Here is a 3,584-nt window from a genome sequence, read left to right as displayed (position 1 = left end):
GATCAAGGTGGTCGAAAAACTCGTCCTGGCAAAGCCATTCTGCCAACTGTTGCGATTCGCGCCACAGCCGGAGCCTGCTGACATGTCCGTCTGGCGCACGCAGAAACGCCCCGCACGCCCCGTCGTGCTCGTCTGCGCCCCGCTGGCCGGTCACCATGCGGTCCTGCTCCGCGAGATGGTGGAGACGCTGCTGCTGAACCATGAGGTGTACATCACGGACTGGCGTGACGCGCGCAACGTGCCGGTGGCTGACGGGCCATTTCACCTGGACGATTACGTGTCCTATATCCAGGCATTTATCCGCCATATCGGTGCGGAAAAGCTGCATGTGATTTCGGTTTGCCAGGCTACCGTGCCGACGCTTGCCGCCATTTCACTATTGGCCAGCGAGCTGGAGCCGACACCCAGGAGCCTGATTCTGATGGGCGGCCCGCTCGACGCGCGTAACGGTGCGAATGCCGTCAACTTGTTCGCCGCGAGCCAGCCTCTCCGATGGTTTCGGGAGACCTTGATCCACTCGGTGCCTGATCACTACCCCGGCGCGGGTCGCGAGGTGTACCCAGGTTTCCTGCAGCACGCCGGTCTGGTCGTGATGCATCCGGGACGGATCGCGAGTTCGCACTGGGACTACTGCCTCGATACAGTTAGGGGCGACCTCAAGGGCGCTGAGGCTCACCAGCGGTCTTGCGCGGAATACAGTGCAGTGCTCGATATGGCGGCTGAGTATTATCTGGACACCGTGCAGACCGTGTTTCAGGAATTCCGCCTGGCTCGCGGCCGCTGGTACGTGCGCGGTCTGCCAGTGCGACCGCAGGACATCCGCACGACAGCCTTACTCACGATCGAGGGCGCTTTGGACGACGTATCCGGTCGCGGCCAAACCCATGCCGCGCAGGACCTGTGCGCAGGTATCGCCGCGAGCGACAAGCGCGGCTTCACGATGCCCCGGTGCGGTCATTACGATCTCTTTTCCGGGCCGTGCTGGCAAACCGACATTTATCCGATCGTTCGCGACCTGATTGACCAATATGACGCGTCCCACGGGCCGACGATAAATACGAGTAGTACGAGTCGTCGCGCTACGTTGCGTGGCACGCCGGAGTCTGTACCTCGGAGTAAGGTCCGGCGAGCACGCCATGCCCAAAATACCTGAGCACGCTCTGGTCTGCGTGTCTTCGCGAGGTTGAAGCTTGAGCGCTTAAGTTGAGCGATGTCAGCATCGTCCAAGGTCCCCTGCCCAGTCAAACATGGACTGTCAGTCTGAAGAATTCATCGTCTCGGAGCATGAGCTGATCATTCTATTTCGATACATTTAGTAACATTTTTGGCTTGCGCCGAGGCTTGAAGCCGGTTCAGGCAGGCCTTATTTTTGTTTCGCTAGCTTCGGCCAGTGCGACTGCGTGCATCTGGGATACCTCTTTATAACGTTGACGCAGCCGGATTCCATTTTTCGTGATCTGTTATGGAGTGCGACGTATAACCTACGAGTGACGGCTGCTCGCAGGCCTCTCGCGGTAAGCGGGTCGCGGGCGCGCCTTTCTCCTGGTTACATCGTCGGCAACAGTTAAATAGGAGCGACATGGAAAACACGCCAGACAATTCCGCGAGTCAGAATCCGACGCCCGACGACGACACGGCGGCCAAAACCGGTCCGCAAGTCAACGCACCGGATGCGAACGCCGCACCGGACACTGCCGGCGTGAACGAAACTCAAGCGTTGCTAGCCGAAGCGCAAGCACGGGCGAGATCGTTGGAGGAGGAGTTCTTGCGCGCGAAAGCGGAGACGGAAAACGTGCGGCGCCGGGCGCGGGAAGATGTGCGCAAGGCGCATAAGTTCGCGATTGAGAATTTCGCGGAGAGCCTGCTGCCGGTGGTGGACAGTCTGGAAGCGGCGCTCACGCATTCGTCCACCGACTTGGCCAAAGTGCGCGAAGGTATGGAGCTGACGCTGCGCCAATTGACCGGCGCGCTTGAAAAGGCTCGCGTGGTCGAAGTAAATCCGGTCGGTGAGAAATTCGATCCGCATCTACATCAGGCTATTTCGATGGTGCCGGCCGAACACGACGCCAACACGGTCGTGTCGGTGCTGCAAAAAGGCTACATGATCGCGGATCGCATATTGCGTCCGGCACTCGTGAGCGTTGCCGCACCGAAGGACGTTTAGTTTGATCTTGAGAACGATGCGAACGCGCATATTTGACGACGTACAGGGTTAAAGTTCAGGCGTCCGGCTCGCCGATTGGACGATAAAACCGGGCGGAAACGAAAGGGCGGGTCCACTGCCAGCAATGGCGGGAGGTGATGAAAATGAGCAAGATCATCGGTATCGATCTGGGCACGACGAACTCGTGCGTCGCGATCATGGAAGGCAACACCGTCAAGGTGATCGAAAACGCAGAAGGCGCGCGCACGACGCCGTCGATCATCGCGTATGTCGACGACAACGAGATTCTCGTTGGCGCGCCGGCGAAGCGCCAGTCGGTCACGAACCCGAAGAAAACGTTGTATGCAGTCAAACGGCTGATCGGACGCCGTTTCGAAGAAAAGGAAGTGCAGAAGGACATCGCGTTGATGCCCTACAAGATCGTGCGTGCCGACAACGGCGATGCCTGGGTTGAAGCCCGCGATCAAAAGCTCGCACCGCCGCAAATTTCGGCTGAAGTGCTGCGCAAGATGAAGAAGACCGCCGAAGACTATCTCGGCGAGGAAGTGACGGAAGCGGTCATTACGGTTCCGGCGTACTTCAACGACAGCCAGCGTCAAGCGACGAAAGATGCCGGCCGCATTGCCGGACTGGACGTGAAGCGCATCATTAACGAGCCGACCGCGGCCGCGCTTGCGTTTGGTCTGGACAAGAGCAAAAAGGGCGACCGCAAAATCGCGGTGTATGACCTGGGCGGCGGCACGTTCGATATATCGATCATCGAAATCGCGGACGTCGAAGGCGAGAAGCAATTCGAAGTGCTTTCCACGAACGGCGACACGTTCCTGGGCGGTGAAGATTTCGACCAGCGCATCATTGAATACATCATCGGCGAGTTCAAGAAGGAACAAGGCGTCGATCTGTCGAAAGACGTGCTCGCGCTTCAGCGCCTGAAAGAGGCTGCGGAAAAAGCGAAGATCGAATTGTCATCGGCGGCTCAGACTGAGATCAATTTGCCGTACATCACGGCGGATGCGTCGGGTCCGAAGCACTTGAACCTGAAAATTACGCGTGCGAAGCTGGAGTCGCTGGTCGAAGACCTGATCGAACGCACGATGGAACCGTGCCGTGTCGCGATTAAAGATGCGGGCGTGAAGGTCGGCGAAATCGACGACGTGATTCTGGTCGGCGGTATGACCCGCATGCCGAAGGTGCAGGAAAAGGTTAAGGAATTCTTCGGCAAGGATCCGCGCCGCGACGTGAACCCGGACGAAGCCGTTGCGGTGGGTGCTGCGATTCAAGGTCAGGTTCTGTCGGGCGATCGCAAGGACGTGTTGCTGCTGGACGTGACGCCGCTGTCGCTGGGTATTGAAACCCTAGGCGGTGTGATGACGAAGATGATCAACAAGAACACGACCATCCCGACCAAGCACGCACAGGT

The 3,584-nt window shown here is 58.7% G+C and carries 3 protein-coding genes; all 3 read left to right on the top strand.

Annotated features, from left to right (window positions below; genetic code table 11):
* Positions 1 to 1,153 (top strand): polyhydroxyalkanoate depolymerase (phaZ, locus tag WCA53_RS30660; RefSeq protein WP_423920316.1); only part of this gene is annotated, 1,153 nt, incomplete at its 5' end.
* Between the two features lie 426 nt (positions 1,154 to 1,579).
* Positions 1,580 to 2,164, top strand: a complete 585-nt coding sequence (gene grpE / locus WCA53_RS30655) for a nucleotide exchange factor GrpE (protein ID WP_423920311.1) — start codon at positions 1,580 to 1,582, stop codon at positions 2,162 to 2,164.
* A 143-nt stretch (positions 2,165 to 2,307) separates the two neighbouring features.
* A partial coding sequence (dnaK, locus tag WCA53_RS30650; RefSeq protein ID WP_423920306.1) for a molecular chaperone DnaK occupies positions 2,308 to 3,584 on the top strand: 1,277 nt, incomplete at its 3' end.

The organism is Caballeronia sp. (assembly GCF_049581465.1).
Lineage (GTDB): Bacteria > Pseudomonadota > Gammaproteobacteria > Burkholderiales > Burkholderiaceae > Caballeronia.
The sequence above is the reverse complement of the archived record's forward strand: the minus strand, read 5'-3'. Positions and strand labels throughout refer to the sequence as shown.

Coding starts and splice junctions, on each gene's coding strand:
- grpE (WP_423920311.1), top strand. CDS start 1,580: ATGGAAAACACGCCAGACAATTCCGCGAGTCAGAATCCGACGCCCGAC.